This window comes from Acrocarpospora phusangensis, assembly GCF_016862995.1.
Classification (GTDB): Bacteria; Actinomycetota; Actinomycetes; order Streptosporangiales; family Streptosporangiaceae; genus Acrocarpospora; species Acrocarpospora phusangensis.
Genome location: NZ_BOOA01000039.1, coordinates 1 through 18,586, shown reverse-complemented (window position 1 = coordinate 18,586; position 18,586 = coordinate 1). Strand labels below are relative to the sequence as shown.

General features: G+C 68.7%; 17 protein-coding genes and 1 tRNA gene. 15 read left to right on the top strand and 3 right to left on the bottom strand.

All coding sequences use genetic code 11. The features are described from left to right. Nucleotides 1-56: 56 nt before the first annotated feature. Entirely contained in the window at nucleotides 57-1,490 is a 1,434-nt protein-coding gene (gene pyk, locus Aph01nite_RS23040; protein ID WP_204043035.1) for a pyruvate kinase, read from the top strand. Between the two features lie 61 nt (nucleotides 1,491-1,551). Here the strand turns inward: pyk and Aph01nite_RS23035 are convergent. Beyond that, nucleotides 1,552-1,624 (bottom strand) — tRNA-Leu (locus tag Aph01nite_RS23035). A 73-nt stretch (nucleotides 1,625-1,697) separates the two neighbouring features. On the opposite strand from Aph01nite_RS23035, the gene Aph01nite_RS23030 reads away from it, so the two are divergent. The 7 genes from Aph01nite_RS23030 to Aph01nite_RS23000 all read left to right on the top strand — a co-directional run bounded on the left by Aph01nite_RS23030 (nucleotide 1,698) and on the right by Aph01nite_RS23000 (nucleotide 8,540). Next, entirely contained in the window at nucleotides 1,698-2,291 is a 594-nt protein-coding gene (locus Aph01nite_RS23030) for an ANTAR domain-containing response regulator (protein WP_239161896.1), read from the top strand. A gap of 246 nt (nucleotides 2,292-2,537) precedes the next feature. Then, nucleotides 2,538-3,833, top strand: coding sequence for an ABC transporter substrate-binding protein (locus Aph01nite_RS23025; RefSeq protein WP_204043034.1), 1,296 nt, complete (start codon nucleotides 2,538-2,540; stop codon nucleotides 3,831-3,833). A gap of 84 nt (nucleotides 3,834-3,917) precedes the next feature. Beyond that, nucleotides 3,918-4,328, top strand: coding sequence for a hypothetical protein (locus Aph01nite_RS23020; RefSeq protein WP_204043033.1), 411 nt, complete (start codon nucleotides 3,918-3,920; stop codon nucleotides 4,326-4,328). Nucleotides 4,329-4,484: 156 nt separating this feature from the next. Next, a complete protein-coding gene (locus tag Aph01nite_RS23015) occupies nucleotides 4,485-5,780 on the top strand; it encodes a branched-chain amino acid ABC transporter permease (RefSeq protein ID WP_239161895.1) in 1,296 nt (431 codons plus the stop codon). 12 nt (nucleotides 5,781-5,792) lie between these two features. Continuing rightward, on the top strand, nucleotides 5,793-6,779 hold the full coding sequence (locus Aph01nite_RS23010; protein WP_204043032.1) for a branched-chain amino acid ABC transporter permease: 987 nt from the start codon (nucleotides 5,793-5,795) through the stop codon (nucleotides 6,777-6,779). Continuing rightward, complete coding sequence (locus Aph01nite_RS23005) at nucleotides 6,769-7,776, top strand: ABC transporter ATP-binding protein (RefSeq protein WP_204043031.1); 1,008 nt, start codon at nucleotides 6,769-6,771, stop codon at nucleotides 7,774-7,776. Before Aph01nite_RS23010 ends, Aph01nite_RS23005 begins: the two co-directional genes overlap by 11 nt. Continuing rightward, on the top strand, nucleotides 7,773-8,540 hold the full coding sequence (locus Aph01nite_RS23000) for an ABC transporter ATP-binding protein (protein WP_239161894.1): 768 nt from the start codon (nucleotides 7,773-7,775) through the stop codon (nucleotides 8,538-8,540). The genes Aph01nite_RS23005 and Aph01nite_RS23000 overlap by 4 nt, the downstream gene beginning before the upstream one ends. Nucleotides 8,541-8,717: 177 nt before the next feature. Here Aph01nite_RS23000 and Aph01nite_RS22995 read toward each other — a convergent pair whose 3' ends face one another. Next, entirely contained in the window at nucleotides 8,718-9,098 is a 381-nt protein-coding gene (locus Aph01nite_RS22995) for a PaaI family thioesterase (protein WP_204043090.1), read from the bottom strand. A 75-nt stretch (nucleotides 9,099-9,173) separates the two neighbouring features. Here Aph01nite_RS22995 and polA point away from each other — a divergent pair, with 75 nt between their 5' ends. The 7 genes from polA (at nucleotide 9,174) to Aph01nite_RS22960 (ending at nucleotide 18,002) form a co-directional block, all read left to right on the top strand. Then, the gene (gene polA / locus Aph01nite_RS22990; RefSeq protein ID WP_204043030.1) at nucleotides 9,174-11,855 is read left to right on the top strand and encodes a DNA polymerase I; all 2,682 of its coding nucleotides are present in this window, start codon (nucleotides 9,174-9,176) and stop codon (nucleotides 11,853-11,855) included. Nucleotides 11,856-11,935: 80 nt separating this feature from the next. Then, the gene (locus Aph01nite_RS22985) at nucleotides 11,936-13,003 is read left to right on the top strand and encodes a polysaccharide deacetylase family protein (protein WP_239161893.1); all 1,068 of its coding nucleotides are present in this window, start codon (nucleotides 11,936-11,938) and stop codon (nucleotides 13,001-13,003) included. Nucleotides 13,004-13,190: 187 nt separating this feature from the next. Continuing rightward, nucleotides 13,191-14,657: a 30S ribosomal protein S1 gene (gene rpsA, locus Aph01nite_RS22980; protein WP_204043028.1), complete on the top strand. Its 1,467-nt coding sequence runs from the start codon at nucleotides 13,191-13,193 to the stop codon at nucleotides 14,655-14,657. A gap of 104 nt (nucleotides 14,658-14,761) precedes the next feature. Beyond that, nucleotides 14,762-15,256: a GNAT family N-acetyltransferase gene (locus Aph01nite_RS22975; RefSeq protein ID WP_204043027.1), complete on the top strand. Its 495-nt coding sequence runs from the start codon at nucleotides 14,762-14,764 to the stop codon at nucleotides 15,254-15,256. Nucleotides 15,257-15,258: 2 nt separating this feature from the next. After that, on the top strand, nucleotides 15,259-15,846 hold the full coding sequence (gene coaE, locus Aph01nite_RS22970; RefSeq protein ID WP_204043089.1) for a dephospho-CoA kinase: 588 nt from the start codon (nucleotides 15,259-15,261) through the stop codon (nucleotides 15,844-15,846). Nucleotides 15,847-15,931: 85 nt separating this feature from the next. Further along, a complete protein-coding gene (locus Aph01nite_RS22965) occupies nucleotides 15,932-17,707 on the top strand; it encodes a hypothetical protein (RefSeq protein WP_204043026.1) in 1,776 nt (591 codons plus the stop codon). Nucleotides 17,708-17,711: 4 nt separating this feature from the next. Continuing rightward, on the top strand, nucleotides 17,712-18,002 hold the full coding sequence (locus Aph01nite_RS22960; protein WP_204043025.1) for a WXG100 family type VII secretion target: 291 nt from the start codon (nucleotides 17,712-17,714) through the stop codon (nucleotides 18,000-18,002). 21 nt (nucleotides 18,003-18,023) lie between these two features. On the opposite strand, the gene Aph01nite_RS22955 is transcribed toward Aph01nite_RS22960, so the two are convergent. Then, on the bottom strand, nucleotides 18,024-18,586 hold a 563-nt coding region (locus Aph01nite_RS22955; RefSeq protein ID WP_204043024.1), incomplete at its 5' end, for a hypothetical protein.

Below are 18,586 nucleotides of genomic sequence, written 5' to 3'. Positions count from 1 at the left end.
CCACAGCAATGGAAGCCGTCACTATCAAGTGGTCTGGACCAATTAGGCTAGGACTCGTGAGTCGTCGAGCTAAGATCGTTTGTACCCTCGGTCCCGCCACCTCCTCACCGGAGCGCCTCCGCGAGCTGATCGCGGCGGGAATGGACGTGGCGCGGTTCAACCTCTCCCACGGCAGCCATGAGCTGCACCAGGAGATCCTCGACCGGGTGCGTGAAGCGGCCGCCGACTGCGGCCGCGCCGTCGGCGTACTCGCCGACCTGCAGGGCCCCAAGATCCGCGTGGGCAAGTTCGCGTCCGGGCCGGTGCGGCTCGGCGTCGGCGACGTGCTGACGATCACCACCGAGGACGTGCCCGGTGATCGCGACATCGTCTCCACGACCTATAAGGGCCTGCCCGGGGACGTCGCCCCCGGCGACACCATCCTGGTCGACGACGGCCGCCTCAACCTGGAGGTGACCGCGGTCGAGGGGCCGCGGGTCACCACCCGCGTGGTGGTGGGCGGCATGATCTCCGACAACAAGGGCCTCAACCTGCCCGGTGTCGCGGTCAGCGCCCCGGCGCTCACCGAGAAGGACGAGGAGGACCTGCGCTGGGCCCTCCGCACCGGCTTCGACATGATCGCGCTGTCGTTCGTGCGCTCCCCCGAGGACGCCGTCATCGTGCACAAGATCATGGACGAGGAGGGCGTCCGGCTGCCGCTGCTGGCCAAGGTGGAGAAGCCGCAGGCGGTGGAGTGCCTGGAGGAGATCATCGACGCCTTCGACGGCGTCATGGTGGCCCGCGGCGACCTCGGCGTGGAACTGCCGCTGGAGCAGGTCCCGATCGTGCAGCGCCGGATCATCGAGCTGTGCCGGGAGAAGGCGCACCCGGTGATCGTCGCCACCCAGATGCTCGACTCCATGATGAGCGCCCCCCGCCCGACCCGCGCCGAGGCCTCCGACGTGGCCTACGCGGTGATGGACGGCGCGGACGCGGTCATGCTCTCGGGCGAGACCTCCGTCGGCAGCTACCCGATCGACTCCGTCGCCACCATGGCGAAGATCGCCACCGCGGCCGAGAGCGCCACCCTGCACGCCACCCACAACCTGGACCGCCGCCCGGAGACCACCGGCGGCGCCATCGCCCGCGCGGCGGCCGAGGTGGGCGCCATCGTCGGCGCGAAGGCCCTGGTGGCCTTCACCATGTCCGGCGAGACCGCGCGCCGCCTGGCCCGCTACCGCTCGCCGATCCCGCTGATCGCCTTCACCTCCAACCCGCAGATCCGCGGCCAGCTGGCGCTCACCTGGGGCGTGCAGACCTTCCAGGTCCCCTTCGTGCACCACACCGACGACATGGTCCGCCAGGTGGAGGCCTCGCTGCTCGCCCTCGGCGAGTTCGAGAAGGGTGACAAGATCGTTATCGTGGCCGGCTCCCCGCCCGGGAACCCCGGCTCCACCAACGCCCTCCGGGTGCACACCATCGGCTCCGCGGTGGCTCACCCGCAGGCCTGACCACCGGCCTGACCACAGAACGAGAACCGCCCGCCGAGCAGCGCTCGGCGGGCCGTTTCTGTGCCCTGAGTGGGATTCGAACCCACACTAGATGGTGTTTGAGACCATTTCCTCTGCCGTTGGGATATCAGGGCAGCTCGCCGTCCGGGATCATGCGCCGTACCGGCCCCCGGGCGTGTTCCTACAGTAGCGGACGTCGGTAACCTCTTGTGCGTGACTGGAACGCAGCGGCGAGTGGTGATCGCGGAAGACGAGGCACTGATCCGCCTCGACCTGAAGGAGATGCTGGAAGAGGACGGCTATGCGGTCGTGGGTGAGGCGGGCGACGGGGAGACGGCCGTCAAGCTGGCCACCGAGCTCCGCCCCGACCTGGTCATCCTGGACGTGAAGATGCCGGTCCTGGACGGGATCTCGGCGGCCGAGCGGATCGTGTCCGAGCGCATCGCGCCGTGCCTGATCCTGACCGCGTTCTCCCAGCGCGACCTGGTCGAGCGGGCCAGGGACGCGGGCGCCATGGCGTATCTGGTGAAGCCCTTCACCAAGGGCGACCTGGTCCCGGCCATCGAGATGGCGGTCAGCAGGCACGAGGAGATCGCCGCGCTGGAGAAGGAGGTCACCACCCTCTCCGAGCGGCTGGAGACCAGGAAGCTGGTGGAGCGGGCGAAGGGCCTGCTGATGGCCCAGCACGGCTGGACCGAGCCGCAGGCGTTCCGGTGGATCCAGAAGGCCTCCATGGACCGGCGCCTGAGCATGCGCCAGGTGGCCCAGGTGGTCGTCACGGAGGCCGCCGGACCATCCTGACCTGGGATGGTCTTGGACCGGCAGCCTGGGGGATCTTGCGGCTTTCGCCGCATTCGTCCGCGACGTTCCAGGTCAACGGCATGGCCGGGCTAGGTTGAGGACTTATTACGACTCCGCATCCAAGTGCCGTCAGTTCTGATGCATTCCTGGTCAGAGCGGTGTGGTGTTATGTACGTTTTCCGCATTCGATCGGGTTACACGCCGACCCCTCTGGCGTGTCCCGGGCATGGATGAAGGAGACACTTCATGACCCGCATTGCCCCCCTCGGGCGCGTGCTGGCGGTCGCCACGGTGGCCAGCCTCGCCCTGACGGCCTGTGGTGGTGGCGAGGAGACCGCCGCGCCGGCGACCTCGGCACCGGCCGCTTCGTCGTCCGCGCCCGCCGCAGCGAAGGGCGATGGTGTGCTCACCATCGGCACCCTGCTGCCGCAGACCGGCAGCCTCGCGATCCTGGGCCCGCCTGAGTTCGCCGGTGTCGACCTTGCTGTTGAGGAGATCAACGCGGCTGGCGGCGTGCTCGGCAAGCCTGTTGTCAAGAACCACACCGACTCGGGCGACACCTCGACCAACATCGCGTCGCAGTCGGTGGACAAGCTGCTGGCCCAGAACGCGGACGCCATCGTGGGCGCCGCCTCCTCGGGTGTCTCGCTGTCGGTCATCGACAAGATCACCGGTGCGGGCGTGGTGCACTTCTCGCCCGCCAACACCTCTGACGAGCTGACCACCTACGCCGACAAGGGCCTCTACTTCCGCACCGCGCCGCCGGACGTGCTCCAGGGCCGCGTCCTGGGCGACCTGGTCGTCGCGGACGGCAACGACACCGTGGGCATCCTGGCCCTCCAGGACGCGTACGGCACCGGTCTCGCCGACAACACCGAGAAGGCCGTCGTCAGCGGCGGTGGCGAAGTGGTCGAGAAGATCATCTACGACCCCAAGGCGACCGACTTCTCGGCGGACGTGGCCAAGCTCAAGGCCGCCAACCCCAAGGGCATCGTGCTCATCGGCTTCGCCGAGACCGTCAAGGTCATGCAGGAGCTGATCAAGCAGGGCCTCACCACCGACAAGCACAAGTGGTACCTGGTCGACGGAAACCTCTCCAACGAGAACTTCCTCGAGTTCCCCAAGGGCACCATGGACGGCGTCAAGGCCACCCTGCCCGGCGCGGCCGCCCCTGACGCCTTCCAGGCCAAGCTCAAGGCCATCAACGCCGACCTGACCGACTTCAGCTACTCGGCCGAGTCGTACGACGCCACCAACCTGATCGCCCTGGCCGCCGAGGCCGCCAAGAGCGACGCGGGCGTGGACATCGCCGCCAAGCTGGGCGAGGTCAGCAAGGGCGGCGAGAAGTGCACCGACTTCAAGACCTGCGCCGACCTGCTGAAGGCCGGCAAGGACATCGACTACGACGGCGTCAGCGGTCCGGTCGAGTTCAACGACGCCGGTGACCCCGCCGTGGCCACCATCGGCATCTACCAGTACGGCCCGGACAACACCTACGACACCAAGGCCCTGGAGTACCGCACCGGCAACATCGCCGGCTGAGGCACCCACGGGTTGACGGCCGCCGAGCCCCCCGGGGTTCGGCGGCCCTTGTCGTTTCTGGGCCTGTCTAGAAGGATGCTCGGCGTGAAAGCACGCAACAAGGCATTGATCGCCGTGGCCGCGGCCGTGGCCACGCTGGTCGCCTGCAGCCAGCAGGCCCCCGCGAGGCAGTTCGCCACCGGGGGCGACCCCGATGACGATCCGTGCGCGCGTGTGGTCTCCGCCATCGGCTACGCGGGTCTCCTGCTCGTCCCCGAGGGCCAGGAGGACACCCAGAACTTTGAGGACGCCGTCATCGGCCGCCTGGCCGAGCTCCAGGGCATCGTCCTCACGTACGGCCCCGCCATGCCCGCCGGCCTCGCCGAGCCGGTCGCGACCGTCACCCGTACCACCAAGGCGCTGTCGGACGGCCACCTCCCCCGTGACCAGCAGGTGGAGCTCCTGAAGGAGTACCGTCCCGCCGCTGATTCCGTCGTCAGCGGCTGCGCCTCCTAGGTAAACAAACAAGCTGGTCACTTATTGGTGACGAAAAGGCCTTAACCGGGCGACGCGGGGCTATGCTCCCGCCAGCACATTGCACACTCAATGCGATGTCGCGTGTTCGGGATGGGCGAGGCACAACCTCAACCATGACCTACTAAGGGAGCTCCATTGCGTAGAGCCGTGATCGCGTTCACGGCCTTCCTGGGTGGCCTCATCATCCTGCTCTCGGCTGGGGCGGCCAACGCCTGGGCCGAAGGCGAGGGGCTGAGGGGCACACTCACATTCCAAGGCCAGCCTGTGAACGGCGTGAAGATAACGGTCACCACCGAGTCCGGCGCGCCGGTCGGCGAGGCGACCAGTGACGCCAAGGGCGCGTGGGAGGTCCCCGTCCCCGCGACGGGCAAGTACACCGTCAAGCTGGACGCCAGCACCCTTCCGCCCAACGCCGCGGTGCGTGGCGGAAACCTCACCAGAACCCCGAGCGTCTTCGAGGGCAACGTCTCGACCGTGCTGTTCGCCCTGGTCGCCGCCGACGGCGCCGCGCAGCCCGGTGAGGAGCCCGAGGCGAGCGCGGAGAGCCGCTGGTGGACCCGCGTGGCGCAGCTGACCTTCGAGGGCTTCAACCTCGGCCTGATCATCGCGCTCGCCGCGATGGGCCTGTCGCTGATCTTCGGCACCACCGGCCTGACCAACTTCGCCCACGGCGAGCTGGTCACCCTCGGCGCCGTCTTCACCTTCTTCTTCAGCAGCGTCGTCGGCCTTCCCGTCATCCTCGCCGGCGTCGTCGCGGTCGTGATGGGCGGCGCGTTCGGCTACCTCCAGGACCGCTACTTCTGGGGAGTGCTGCGCGGCCGGGGGACCGGCCTGATCGGCATGATGATCATCTCGATCGGTGTGGCGCTGTTCCTGCGCTACGCGATCCTGTTCTTCTTCGGGCCGCAGAGCCTGCCGTACAACGAGTACGCGGGCCAGCCCGGCATCGACGTGGGCCCGATCACCGCCGCTCCCAAGAACTTCATCGCGATGGGCATCGAGCTGACCGTGCTGATCGTCGCCGGGCTCGCGCTGCTCAAGACCAGGACCGGCAAGGCGGCCCGCGCGGTCGCCGACAACCCCGCCCTGGCCGCCTCCTCCGGCATCAACGTGGACCGGGTCATCCGGATCATCTGGACCGCCGGCGGCGCCGTCGCGGCCCTGGCCGGGGTCATGCTCGGGCTCTCCCAGAACGTGCAGTACCAGATGGGCCAGGACATGCTGCTGCTGATCTTCGCCGGGGTCACCCTGGGCGGGCTCGGCACCGCCTTCGGCGCCCTGGTCGGCGCCCTGGTCGTGGGCCTGTTCATCCAGCTCTCCACCCTCTGGGTGCCGCCGGAGCTGAAGAGCCTGGGCGCGCTGGCCGTGCTCATCATCGTCCTGCTGCTGCGGCCGCAGGGCATTCTCGGCCGCCGCGAGCGGATCGGTTAAGGGGGGACGTTCGTGGACTGGCTCACAATTCTCGTCACCACCGTCGAAGCCGCCGTCGGCGTCGAGACGGTCGTGTACGCGCTGGCCGCCCTCGGGGTGAACATCCAGTTCGGCTACAGCGGACTGCTCAACTTCGGCCAGGCGGCCTTCCTCGGCGTCGCCGGGTACGGCCTCGCCGTGATCGTCTCCACCTTCGGCCTGCCGTTCTGGCTCGGCATCGTGGTCGGCCTGGCCAGCGTGGTGGTCTTCGCGTTCCTGCTCGGCGTGCCCACGCTGAAACTCCGGGCCGACTACCTGGCCATCGTGACCATCGCGGCCGCCGAGATCGTCCGGCTGATCTTCCGGTCGGTGGCGTTCAAGGACGTCTTCGGCGGTTCCGACGGCCGGCGCGCCTTCTCCGGCACCTTCTACGACATGAACCCCTTCCCGCCCGGCCAGTACGGCATCGGCCCGTTCGGGTTCAGCGAGCGGGTGCTCTGGGTGCTCGTGCTCGGCTGGTTCCTGGTCGGCATCTCCTGCCTGGCCATCTACCTGCTCATGAAGAGCCCGTGGGGCCGCGTGCTGAAGGCCATCCGGGAGGACGAGGACGCGGTGCGCAGCCTCGGCAAGAACGTCTTCTCGTACAAGATGCAGGCCCTGATCCTGGGCGGCGTCGTGGGCTGCTTCGGCGGCTTCGTGTACGCGCTGGCGTTCGCCTCGGTGCAGCCCGACGTGTTCGGCACCGAGCTGACGTTCTACGCGTACACGATCGTGATCCTCGGCGGCGCGGCCCGGGTGTTCGGCCCGGTGCTGGGCGCCTCCATCTTCTGGGTCCTGCTCGTGCTCGTCGGCAACACCCTCAGCGAGGCCGTCAGCGCCGGCTACATCACCTTCATGACCACCACCCAGGTCGGCCCGGTGCGCTTCATGCTCGTCGGCCTCGGCCTGATCCTGCTGCTGGTCTTCCGGCCACAGGGCATCTTCGGCGACAAGAGGGAGATCGCGCTCGATGCACGCTGAACCCATCGGCTTCAAGGCGAAAGCCCAAGCCGCCTTCGCGGGCCTGGAGTCCGAGCCCGGCGTACGCAAGCCCGACCCCATCCTGGTGGTGGACAAGGTCGTCCGCAGGTTCGGCGGCCTCACCGCCGTCGACGTGGACCACGTGGAGATCCAGCGCGGCTCCATCACCGCCCTGATCGGCCCCAACGGCGCCGGCAAGACCACCTTCTTCAACCAGCTCACCGGCTTCGACACCGCCGACGCCGGCGAGTGGACGTTCAACGGCGCGCGCCTCAACGGGGTGCCCGCGCACAAGGTGGCCCGGCGCGGCATGGTCCGCACCTTCCAGCTCACCAAGGCGCTGTCCAAGCTCACCGTGCTGGAGAACATGCGGCTCGGCGCGCAGGGGCAGAAGGGCGAGAACTTCTTCCGGGCGTTCGTCCAGTCCATCTGGCGGGGCCAGGAGGACGCCATCACCGAGCGCGCCGAGCAGCTGCTCGAGCGCTTCAAGCTGGACAAGAAGCGCGACGACTTCGCCGGGTCGCTCTCCGGCGGCCAGCGCAAGCTGCTGGAGATGGCCAGGGCGCTGATGGTCGAGCCGGAGCTGGTCATGCTGGACGAGCCCATGGCGGGCGTCAACCCGGCCCTCACCCAGTCCCTGCTCGGCCACGTCAAGGACCTGCGCGACCAGGGCATGACCGTCCTGTTCGTGGAGCACGACATGGACATGGTCCGGGACATCAGCGACTGGGTCATCGTGATGGCGCAGGGCGCGGTGATCGCCGAGGGGCCGCCGGACACCATCATGTCCGACTCCCGGGTGATCGACGCCTACCTGGGCGCGCACCACGACGCCCCGCTGTCGCAGGAGGAGGCGGAGCTCCAGCTGCAGGCGGCCGAGGCCGAGCTGGAGGAGGAGGCGGGCATCGAGCACGCCGAACCCACTGAGCCCAATGAGCCCGCTGAGCCTGCCGAGCCCGCCGCCGCATCCGAGGAGAAGAAGGAGGCCAGCGCGTGAGCACCACCGAGAACGGCCGCTCGGCCCACCTGGCCGGCGCGAAGGACGCCGTCCTCCGCTGCGACGAGCTGTACGCGGGCTACGTGCCGGGCGTCAACATCCTCAACGGCTCCGACCTGTACGTCGGCGCCGGCGAGCTGGTCGGCATCATCGGCCCCAACGGCGCCGGCAAGTCGACCCTGCTCAAGACCATGTTCGGCCTGGTGAACGTGCGCAGCGGCACGGTGGTCCTCAACGGCGAGGACATCACCAACATGAAGGCGCACGCGCTGGTCTCCCGGGGCGTGGGTTACGTGCCGCAGACCAACAACGTGTTCCCCAGCCTGACCATCGAGGAGAACCTGGAGATGGGCGCCTTCCAGGTGCCCAAGAAGTTCCGGGAGCGCTTCGAGTTCGTCTGCGAGATCTTCCCGGCGCTCAAGGAGCGCCGCAAGCAGCGGGCCGGCTCGCTGTCCGGCGGTGAGCGGCAGATGGTGGCGATGGCGCGGGCGCTCATGACCGAGCCGTCGGTGCTGCTGCTGGACGAGCCGTCGGCGGGCCTGTCGCCCAAGCTGCAGGACCTGGTGTTCATCCAGGCCCAGCAGATCAACAAGGCGGGCGTGACGGTCATCATGGTGGAGCAGAACGCCCGGCGCTGCCTGCAGATCTGCCACCGCGGCTACGTGCTGGACCAGGGGCGCAACGCGTACACCGCGACCGGCGCGGAGCTGATGAACGACCCCAAGGTGATCGAGCTCTACCTCGGCACCCTGGCCCGCGCCTGAAAACCTTGAGAGCCCGTGGTCGGACCTTTGGGACCATGCGACCGCTTCCCCGGCGGCGCACGTTGTCTACTCGGTCTCTCCACGGGCTCTGAGGGGTCTACGCTAGCGACCCCTGGGGCCGGTGCGCAAAGAGAGCGCGAAATCGACGGTCCCGCCGATCCGCAGGATCGGTCAGTGTCACTGATCGCGGAGCATGCACGTGAGGCGGGAGGTGCACACGCGGCGGCCTTCGTCATCCGTGATGACGATCTCGTAAGAGGCGATGGTGCGGCCGCCGTGCAGCTGCGTGGCGACGCCGGTGACGTAGCCGGTGGTGGCCGAGCGGTGGTGGGTGGCGCTGATCTCGATGCCGACCGCGATCCGGCCGGTCCCGGCGTGCATGGCGGCGGCCGTGGAGCCGATCGTCTCGGCCAGCACCACCGACGCTCCGCCGTGCAGCAGCCCGTACGGCTGGGTGTTGCCGCGCACCGGCATGCGGGCCACCACGCGCTCGGCGGTGGCCTCCACGAACTCGATGCCCATGCGCTCGGGCAGGTGCCCGGTCCCGGCCTCGTTCATCAGGGCCACGAGCTCTTGGGTCAAGGCTCTTCCTTCCGCAGGTTTTCTGTCGTAGGGGCAGACTAGGCTGCGGGTGTGCCGAAGAACGAAGCCACCCCCACCCGTCCCCGTCTCCTGCTCCTAGACGGGCACTCGCTGGCCTACCGGGCGTTCTACGCGCTGAAGGACGCCAACCTCATGACGACCGACGGCCAGCACACCGAGGCGGTGTATGGCTTCACGTCCATGCTGACCAACATCATGCGCGACGAGCGGCCGACGCACATCGTGGTCTGCTTCGACCGCAGCGAGCCGACCTTCCGGCACGAGGCGTTCGCCGCGTACAAGGCGAACCGCTCGGAGACCCCCGAGGACTTCCGCGGCCAGGTCCAGCTCATCTTCGAACTCCTCGACGCCCTGCGCATCCCGCGCCTGTCGCTGCCCGGCTTCGAGGCCGACGACCTCATCGCCACCCTGGCCGACCAGGCCGGCGCCGAGGACATGGACGTGCTGATCGTCACCGGCGACCGCGACGCGCTCCAGCTGGTGAACGACCGGATCACGGTCCTGATGACCCGCCGCGGCATCAGCGACATGACCCGCTTCACCCCCGACGCCGTCCGGGAGAAGTACGGGCTGAGCCCGCGGCAGTATCCCGACTTCGCGGCGCTGCGCGGCGACCCCAGCGACAACCTGCCCAGCATGCCAGGCGTGGGCGAGAAGACCGCGATCAAGTGGGTCGCCGAGTTCGGCTCGCTGGACGAGCTGGTCAGGCGGGCCGACGAGGTCAAGGGCAAGGCCGGCGGCGTGCTCAGGGAGCACCTCGGCCAGGTCATCCACAACCGCATGCTGACCGAGCTCAAGCGCGACGTGGCCCTGGACGTGCGTCCCGCCGAGCTGACCATGGGCCAGTGGGACCGCGAGAAGATCAACGAACTGCTGGACTCGCTGCAGATCCGCGGCGAGCTGCGCGAGCGCCTGTTCAAGACCCTGGGCACGGCCGAGCCGGAGATCGAGGGCGCGGTCCACGTCGAGGTCACCACCCTGGCCCCCGGCGAGGTCGCCGCCTGGCTGGCCGCCCTCCCCGAGGGCCGCGCCGGCCTCGCCTTCCGCGGGGCGTACGGCAGCGGCACCGGCCGCCTGGACGGCATCGCCATCGCCTCCCCGGACGACTCGGCGGCCTACCTGGACCCGACCGGGCTCACCCCGGAGGACGAGCAGGCCCTGGCCGCCTGGCTGGCCGACGAGAGCAAGCCCAAGACCGTGCACGACGCCAAGGGCCCGCTGCTGGCCCTGTGGGCGCACGGGCTCGACCTGCGCGGCCTGACCTGCGATACGGCGCTGGCCGCCTACCTGGCCCTGCCCGGCCAGCGCAGCTTCCCGCTGGACGACCTGGTCCTGCGCTACCTGCACCGCGAGCTGAAGGCCGAGACCGAGGGCAACGGCCAGACCAGCCTGTTCGAGGAGGACGACACCGCCGCCCAGGAGCTGGGCGTGCGCGCGCTGGCCGTCCGCGACCTGGCCATCGCGCTGGAGAGCTTCCTGTCCGAGCGCGGCGGCACCAGCCTGGTGACCGACGTGGAGCTGCCGCTGGTCCGGGTCCTGGCCGAGGTGGAGCAGGCCGGCATCGCCGCCGACCGGGAGTACTTCGCGGCCCTGGAGGCCGAGTTCGCCGCCGCCGTCAAACAGGCCACCGAGGCCGCGCACGGCTCGGTGGGCGAGCAGTTCAACCTGGGCTCGCCCAAGCAGCTGCAGGAGATCCTGTTCGTCAAGCTCAACCTGCCCAAGACCAAGAAGACCAAGACCGGCTACACCACGGACGCCGACGCCCTGGTCTGGCTGGCCGGGCAGACCGAGCACGAGCTGCCGACGATCATGCTCAGGCATCGGGACCAGCAGAAGCTGCGCACCACGGTGGAGGGCCTGATCAAGGAGATCGGCGACGACGGCCGCATCCACACCACGTTCAACCAGATCGTGGCCGCCACCGGCCGGCTCTCCAGCGAGAAGCCCAACCTGCAGAACATCCCGATCAGGACCGCCGAGGGCCGCCGCATCCGCAAGGGCTTCGTCGTCGGCGCCGGTTACGAGACGCTGCTCACCGCCGACTACAGCCAGATCGAGCTGCGCATCATGGCCGACCTGTCCGGCGACGCGTCCCTGATCGAGGCGTTCGAGTCCGGCCACGACTTCCACCTGGCCACCGCCGCCAAGGTCTTCGACGTCACTCCGGAGAACGTCACCGGCGAGATGCGCGCCAAGATCAAGGCCATGAACTACGGCTTGGCGTACGGGTTGTCCGACTTCGGGCTGTCCGGGCAGCTGAACATCCCGGTGGCCGAGGCGCGCGCGCTCAAGGACGGCTACTTCGAGGAGTTCGGCGGGGTCCGCGACTACCTGGAGGCCATCGTCGCCCAGGCCCGCAAGGACGGCTACACCGAGACCATCCTCGGCCGCCGCCGCTACCTGCCCGACCTCACCAGCGACAACCGGCAGCGCCGGGAGATGGCCGAGCGGATGGCGCTGAACGCCCCCATCCAGGGCTCGGCGGCCGACATCATCAAGGTCGCCATGCTCAGCGTGCAGCGGGCCATCGAGGGCATGCGGTCCCGGATGCTGCTCCAGGTCCACGACGAGCTCGTCTTCGAGGTCGCGCCGGGCGAGCTGGACGCGCTGCGCGAGGTCGTGGTCGAGCGCATGCGCGGCGCCTACCGGCTGCGGGTGCCGCTGGACGTCTCGGTCGGGATCGGCACCACCTGGGAGGACGCGGGCCACTGACGCTGGGCCCGGAGGCGGGCATGGGGGATATCGGGGATTGATACCGAGTGTTCTCCGGCGCGCGCTAGGGTCGGATGACTGTGCGCAAGCTTGCTGGGGTGACCGCCGTCGCCAACGTGATCGTCGTGGCGATCGGCCTGGTCGTGCTCGCCGTGCTGCCCTCGGCGGACAGTGGGGGAGCGGGCCGGGTCAAGGCGCCGGCGAGGCCCCGATTACCGGTGGCGACCCTGCCCGCGCCGGTCCCCGCCACCGTCGAGTCGGCCAGGAAGGTCCAGGCCAACGAACTCGGCAAGGTGCCGGTGCTCATGTACCACCGGATCCAGCGGAAACGCTCGGCCTCCATCGACCGGACCCCGGCGCAGCTCAAGGCCGAGCTGGAGAAGCTGGCCACCCGCGGGTTCGTGCCGATCACCGCCGCCGAGTTCGTGGCCGGGGCCATCGACATCCCGGCGGGCAGCCACCCGGTCGTGCTGACCTTCGACGACGGCAACCCGACCCACTTCGCGCTGGACGCCTCCGGCCTGCCGAAGAAGGACACCGCGGTCGGCATCATCTACGACGTGGCCGCCAAACACCCGTCCTTCCGGCCGGTCGCCACCTTCTGGGTCAACCGGGAGCCGTTCGGGCTGACCGACGAGGCCCAGCAGGCCGCGGCCGTACGGTGGCTGCTGGAGCACGGGTTCGAGGTGGCCAACCACTCCTACGGCCATCCCGACCTGCGGCGGTTGACGGCCAAGCAGGTCAAGGAGCAGATCGTCCGGCAGGAGCGGCTGCTGAAGAAGTTCGGCGTGCCGTCCTCCACGACCTTCGCGCTGCCGTTCGGGTCGCAGCCGGGGAAGCGGAGCCTGGCGCAGAAGGGGAGCTGGGACGGGACGTCGTACAAGTTCGACGGGGTGTTCCTGGCGGGGGCGGAGCCGTCGGTGTCGCCGTTCCACGAGGACTTCGACCGCCGGGCGATCCAGCGCATCCAGTCCAACGGGACGGCGGGGGACTGCCGCAAGTGGTGCTCGACGTACTGGCTGGAATGGTTCAAGAAGCACCCAGGGGAGCTCTACACCGCCGACGGCGATCCCGATAGCCTCTCCTTGCCCAAGCAACGCCATGGTGATATAGGTTCAAAGCGGCCTAAAAGGGTCATCGAGTACTAAGGGACTCGGGTGCCCCTCCGATTGACCAGAACCGTCAGGTCTCATATGCTGATCGCTGCGCTGTGGGCTCGCGCGCGCCTCAAAGGGAGCGGGCTCGCGCTCGCTCATCCCTTCCTTGGTTGAACGAAACAGGGCCTGCCGCGCTTCGGTCACAACGACATCTGTCCGGTTCGGAGCAATTCCACACATGACGAGCAGCACTGAGGCCACCTCGAGCACCCCGCAGGTAGCGGTCAACGACATCGGTTCCGAGGAGGCCTTCCTCGCCGCGATCGACGAGACCATCAAGTACTTCAACGATGGAGACATCGTTGAAGGCACAGTCGTCAAGGTCGATCGAGACGAGGTCTTGCTCGACATCGGCTACAAGACCGAGGGTGTCATCCCCTCCCGCGAGCTCTCCATCAAGCACGACGTGGACCCGGCCGACGTGGTCGCCGTGGGTGAGCACGTCGAGGCCCTGGTTCTCCAGAAGGAGGACAAGGAAGGCCGTCTGATCCTGTCCAAGAAGCGCGCCCAGTACGAGCGCGCCTGGGGCACGATCGAGAAGATCAAGGACGAGGACGGCATCGTCACCGGCACGGTCATCGAGGTCGTCAAGGGTGGTCTCATCCTCGACATCGGCCTGCGCGGCTTCCTCCCGGCGTCGCTGGTGGAGATGCGCCGCGTGCGCGACCTCCAGCCGTACGTGGGGCGCGAGCTCGAAGCGAAGATCATAGAGCTGGACAAGAACCGCAACAACGTGGTTCTCTCCCGCCGCGCCTGGCTCGAGCAGACCCAGTCCGAGGTGCGCCAGACCTTCCTCAACACCCTGCAGAAGGGTCAGGTCCGCAAGGGCGTCGTCTCCTCGATCGTCAACTTCGGCGCCTTCGTGGACCTCGGCGGCGTCGACGGTCTCGTGCACGTCTCCGAGCTGTCCTGGAAGCACATCGACCACCCCTCCGAGGTCGTCGAGGTCGGCCAGGAGGTCACCGTCGAGGTGCTCGACGTCGACATGGAGCGCGAGCGCGTCTCCCTCTCGCTCAAGGCGACGCAGGAAGACCCGTGGCAGCAGTTCGCCCGTACCCACCAGATCGGCCAGGTCGTGCCCGGCCGGGTCACCAAGCTGGTGCCGTTCGGCGCGTTCGTCCGCGTCGAGGAGGGCATCGAGGGCCTGGTCCACATCTCCGAACTGGCCGAGCGCCACGTCGAGATCCCCGAGCAGGTCGTCCAGGTCGGCGACGAGATCTTCGTGAAGATCATCGACATCGACCTCGACCGTCGCCGCATCAGCCTGTCGCTCAAGCAGGCCAACGAGGGCGCCGGCGTCGACGTCGAGTTCGACCCCACGCTGTACGGCATGGCGGCGACCTACGACGACCAGGGCAACTACATCTACCCCGAGGGCTTCGACGCCGAGACCGGCGAGTGGCTCGAGGGCTTCGACAAGCAGCGCGAGGAGTGGGAGCGGCAGTACGCCGAGGCCCAGGCCCGCTTCGAGGCTCACAAGACGCAGGTCGAGAAGGCCCGCGCCGAAGAGGCCGAGGCGAACGAGGCCGCCCCGTCCAGCTACTCCGGCGAGACCCCCGCCCCGGCGGCCTCGACCGGTGGCGCCCTCGCCTCCGACGAGGCTCTCGCCGCCCTCCGCGAGAAGCTCGCGGGCGGCCAGAGCTAACTGTTCACCGTAAAGGGCCCCGCTTCGGCGGGGCCTTTTCGTTTTCCGCGGCATGATCGCTTCAGGGCGGGCGGTGGTTCCCGGGCAGTCGGTAAGGTGGCCGGATGGCGAGCATCGAACGGGCCGGGGTGGCGGACGCCGGCGAGATTCTCACGCTGCAGCGCGCCGCTTATGTCAGTGAGGCCCAGCTTTATGGGGATCCGTTCATCGCTCCGCTGGTCGAGTCGCTGGAGCAGCTCAGCAAGGTGGTGGAGACCGCCGTCGTCCTGGCCGCCAGGGACGCCGGACGGATCGTCGGCGCGGTGCGCGGGCAGGTGGGTGGACCGGGGGAGCACGGACGCACCTGCGTCGTCGGCCGGTTGGTCGTCGCCCCCGACCGGCAGGGCCAGGGCATCGGCACGGACCTGCTGGCCGCGATCCACGACGCCGTCCTGGCCGAGTACCCCGACGTCCACGCCTTCGACCTGTTCACCGGTCACCTCTCCGACGGCAACCTGCGCCTCTACCGGCGCCAGGGCTACCGGGAGACGCATCGCGAGCGCCTCCAGGACCACATGACCCTGGTGCATCTGCGCCGCCCGGCTAAGCTGCCGTCGTGAAGATCGGACTCACCGGCGGCATCGGCTCCGGCAAGAGCGAAGTCGCCCGCCGCCTGGCCGCCAAGGGCGCCCTCGTCATCGACGCCGACCTCATCGCCCGCGAGGTCGTCGAACCCGGCACCCCCGGCCTGGCCGAGATCACCGCCACCTTCGGCGAAGCCGTACTCCGCCCTGACGGGTCCCTCGACCGCGAAGCCCTCGGCCGCATCGTCTTCACCGACCCCGGCCGCCTCAAGGCCCTCAACGCCATCGTGCACCCCAAGGTCGGCGCCCGCGTCGCCGAACTCCAGGACGCCGCCCCCGCCGACGCCATCGTCGTCTACGACGTCCCCCTCCTGGCCGAGAACGACCTCGCCCCCATGTACGACAAGGTCATCGTCGTGGACGCCGAGGACACCACCCGCCTCACCCGCCTCACCACCATCCGCGGCATGACCCCCGAAGACGCCGAAGCCAGAATCGCCGCCCAGGCCACCCGCGAGGCCCGCCTCGCCATCGCCGACATCGTCATCGACAACAACGGCCCCCTCTCCGCCCTGGACCCCCAGATAGCCGAACTCTGGCACGAACTAACCGATGTAGCCCCATAGCAACTCTTTGTGTACCTGGTGTTCCAGGCTGTAGGTCTGGCGTACCGGCGCGGCCCGGCTGGTTAGGCTCTGACCGGGAGGCGCTGTGGCCGAGGTCATGGGGATGGACCCAGTCGGGGTGCAAGCGTTGATCCGGCGGCTGGAGTCGGGGAAGAGCGTTCTCGCGGGGCTACGGCCCGGGCTGGAGGCCGCGATCGCCGAGGCGGGTGCGGACTGGGCCGGAACGGGCGGCGTCACGGCGATGCACCGGGCGTGGGCGTTTTTTCATGATTCGCAGGCGGACCTTCGGTGGCGGCTGCAGGTGCTGAGCCAGGTTCTGCCCACCGGTTCACCGGCGTTGACATGGGTGTCGGTGTCCTTCCTCAGCCAGGAGCAGGCGGCTGCTGCGGGTACTCGGGAAGGTGCCGCGGTCGCTGATGCGCTGGCCGCGCATCTGGCTGACGGCACCCCGAGCGCGTGGGCGGCGGTGGAGGCGGCGATGACGTCCGGTGGCACCGCCGACGCGCGCGATCCCGCTTACGCTGCGGCCTTCCTGGCCGCGCTGGGCGGCCCTGACCGCTTGCGGACCCTCTTCGGTCGATGGATGGACGCCCACACCGGCGGACCAGGCCGGGGCCTTGCTCTGGCACAGTTGCAAGCGGCGCAGGCGTCGCTGGGGACGCTCGCGGTCGCCTTCACCTCCGCCGAGGCTTCCGGGCGTCTTCCGGACGGGTGGCGTGAGGACGTGCTGACCCGCGCCAATCCGGCCACCTTGTCGGCGATGGTCGCGCTGGCCCGCCCGTCCGGAGCCTTCCTCAACGAGGTGGCGATTCGCCAGTTCGGTTCGCACACCGCCGGCTTCTCTGCCGCCTTCCCCGATCCGGACTGGAACACCGCCCTGGTGGTCGGCGCCTACGCCGGCGACCCGGAGTCGCTGCAGAAGCTGCTGGCCGACCACAAGCAGGTGGCCGGTCAGCTACTGAGCCCCGACCTCGTCAAGGGCACCGGTACGCCAGGCTTCGCCGACCTGCTCGCCATGGTCCTGGATCGAGCGCTGGACCCCCAGACGGGATCAGCCGGCACACGGGAGCAGGCCTGGATCAATGTGATCAACGGGGTCGGCTACGACGGCACGGAGGAACTCGTCGGCCATTACGCCTCATTCGAGAATTCTTCGCTCAACCAGGTGCTGGCCAAGAACCTGACGCCATATCTGGGGGAGTTGGCACGCGGTCAGGTCCATGCCCATTCTCCGGAGTTGGGAGTGTCGCCCTCCGGCCCGTGGAAGAACCTCGACGTGGACGTGGCCGCCCGTTTCGTCGGCGCGCTCATGCAGGACCCCGGCACCGTGAAGACGTTGCAGGCGGACTTCCAGGCGCACGTGCGGGATCTGGACATCGGGCGCGCACACCCGTTCAGCTCCGACCCGTTGGTCCGTACGGAATACACCCGTCTGAGCGCTGAGGCTGGCGGGCTGTCGAATCTGATCCTGGGCGGTTCCGCGTACGCCGAATTCAATGACGACGAGTTCATCGACGTGGTCAGCGACGCCGCCATGCTCCCTGTCGACTACGCCGTCGGCCGAGTCACGACAATGCTGGATTTGGGGGATCTGACGAGCGCGGCGGTCGGGAGCCAAGCCGACGGGCCGAAGGAGAAGGTGGCGGACATCCTCAAGGACTACCTCGACAAGAAGACCCAGGACACGGCCGAGGTCGTCACCCGCAAACTGGTCGACGTTGAGGTGGACGCGGTGCTGAACTCGCTGGAGGCCCATGGGCAGGAGCCGCTCACCGCGGCGGACGCCGACCAGATCAGGCAGGCATTCGCGGGGCGGCTCTCTCCCGCGCTGATAAAGGCCCTCGCGGCCCGGGGAGGCTGAAGTCATGGAAGAACATGTGCATCGCAGCCTCCGATGGGCCGCCGAGCACATGGCTCTCGCCGAGACGCTGGAAGCTCACGCTGGCCAACTCGAGTCGGTCTTCAAGGGCGTCCCCTTGACCACAGGCGAGAGCGGACCCTATTGGACCGGGCCCGCGGCGAGCAGGTTCGCCGACCAGGCGAAGCAACTGGACGGGGGGCTCGATGAGCTCATCGAGTCGTGCCGGGCCACCGCGCGGAACCTCCGCCGCAGAGCGGAACAGCTCCGTACGTCCGCCGCGCGCACCCCCATCTGACGCGGCGAGCGGGTCCGCCAGCTACTCTTCGGCCTTGAAACAGTCGGTCTTTCCGACGATAAGGATGTTCGGCTCGGTCGTCCGGGCCGCGACCATGAACGTCACCGCCGTGCGCGGGTCGCGCATGACCACAACCGATAGGTCGTCGCTGAAGAAATCCAGGTTGTCGACGATCTGATCGAACTTCAGCAGGACGAGTCCGCTGCGCACCAGCCCGGCGGCGGTGACAGGTGATTGTTGTCCCGGCCGGGCGAAGTTCCCCTGCGCCCGGAAGAACCGTTGTCTTGAGCCGGGGGCGCAGGCGGTGCCGGAGTCCTTGTCGGCTTTCTCGGATATCTGGAACTGTCCCGCGCTCCGGACCGGTTCGGAGGCGAGCAGTTCCTCCCCGGCGCGAACCAGATCGCGCGTCGATGTCGCCAGAGTGGGCTGGGCTTGCTCGGAGCAGCCCGTCAGAGTGACGAAACAGACTCCAGCTACGGCGATCCGGGAAGCCAGCTTCACCGTTCGGACATTACCTGAACTCATCGCCTCACTCGGCGTATTCATGCGGTACGGCTCCCGCGCGAAGCCACGCGGGAGCCGTA

What these genes read in the sequence shown, in the direction of transcription:
- Aph01nite_RS23025 (WP_204043034.1), top strand. Translation starts at nt 2,538, where the DNA reads ATGACCCGCATTGCCCCCCTCGGGCGCGTGCTGGCGGTCGCCACGGTG.
- Aph01nite_RS23005 (WP_204043031.1), top strand. Translation starts at nt 6,769, where the DNA reads ATGCACGCTGAACCCATCGGCTTCAAGGCGAAAGCCCAAGCCGCCTTC.
- Aph01nite_RS22995 (WP_204043090.1), bottom strand. Translation starts at nt 9,098, where the DNA reads ATGAACGAGGCCGGGACCGGGCACCTGCCCGAGCGCATGGGCATCGAG.
- rpsA (WP_204043028.1), top strand. Translation starts at nt 13,191, where the DNA reads ATGACGAGCAGCACTGAGGCCACCTCGAGCACCCCGCAGGTAGCGGTC.
- Aph01nite_RS22975 (WP_204043027.1), top strand. Translation starts at nt 14,762, where the DNA reads ATGGCGAGCATCGAACGGGCCGGGGTGGCGGACGCCGGCGAGATTCTC.
- Aph01nite_RS22960 (WP_204043025.1), top strand. Translation starts at nt 17,712, where the DNA reads ATGGAAGAACATGTGCATCGCAGCCTCCGATGGGCCGCCGAGCACATG.